This is a genomic window from Butyricicoccus pullicaecorum (genome assembly GCF_002160355.1).
Lineage (GTDB): Bacteria > Bacillota > Clostridia > Oscillospirales > Butyricicoccaceae > Butyricicoccus > Butyricicoccus pullicaecorum.
In genome coordinates this window covers 1-601 of record NZ_NFKK01000058.1, presented here as the reverse complement: position 1 = coordinate 601, position 601 = coordinate 1, and the positions used below count along the sequence as shown (strand labels likewise).

Below are 601 nucleotides of genomic sequence, written 5' to 3'. Positions count from 1 at the left end.
TGCGCAGTGTAACGACAGAGTGGCAGGGCAAGACCTATCATCTGCTGTATAACGGCCGGGCGATGTTCGCGGCACGCGATGCGCTTGGCGATCAGGACATCATCGCAGCACTCACCCAGCCGGGCGCAGCCGGTATGCAGGCCACGGTGCAGGCGTTCTGCATCCTCGCCGAACAGGGCGAGCTGGTGCGCCGCATGGATGGCCACGCGCGCGGCCCCATCCCGGACGCAGATGACGTCGCAGCACGCATCATGCCTGATGAGCTGATCGAATTGCAGCAGGCGGTGGTAAATGCGGTCATGCGCGGCTACCACCGCGACCAGCCCGAGGAGGAAATCGACCTCGGTCTTGCCGAACTTCAAAAAAAAACGGAATGACCGTGGCGCAGTATCTGCGCTCGGGCATTGTGTGCGGCCTGTCCAGCCGGGAGGTGTTCAGCCTCCCGGTTGGGGTCGTGTTTGACCTCGTATCCCTGCACAATGCAGGCGTCACGAAAAGGGAGGAGTAAATGGCTGAGCGAAAAATCTCGACGCGCTTTGCCGTCGAGGGCGAAGACCAGTACAAAAAGAGTGTTGCTGACATCAATATCCGCCTGAAAACA

The 601-nt window shown here is 60.2% G+C and carries 2 protein-coding genes; both read left to right on the top strand.

What is annotated here, in order from left to right; translation table 11 throughout:
- A partial coding sequence (locus tag B5F17_RS14950; protein ID WP_162608205.1) for a hypothetical protein occupies positions 1-377 on the top strand: 377 nt, incomplete at its 5' end.
- Between the two features lie 2 nt (positions 378-379).
- Positions 380-508, top strand: coding sequence for a hypothetical protein (locus tag B5F17_RS15270; RefSeq protein WP_275532141.1), 129 nt, complete (start codon positions 380-382; stop codon positions 506-508).
- Positions 509-601 lie beyond the last annotated feature (93 nt).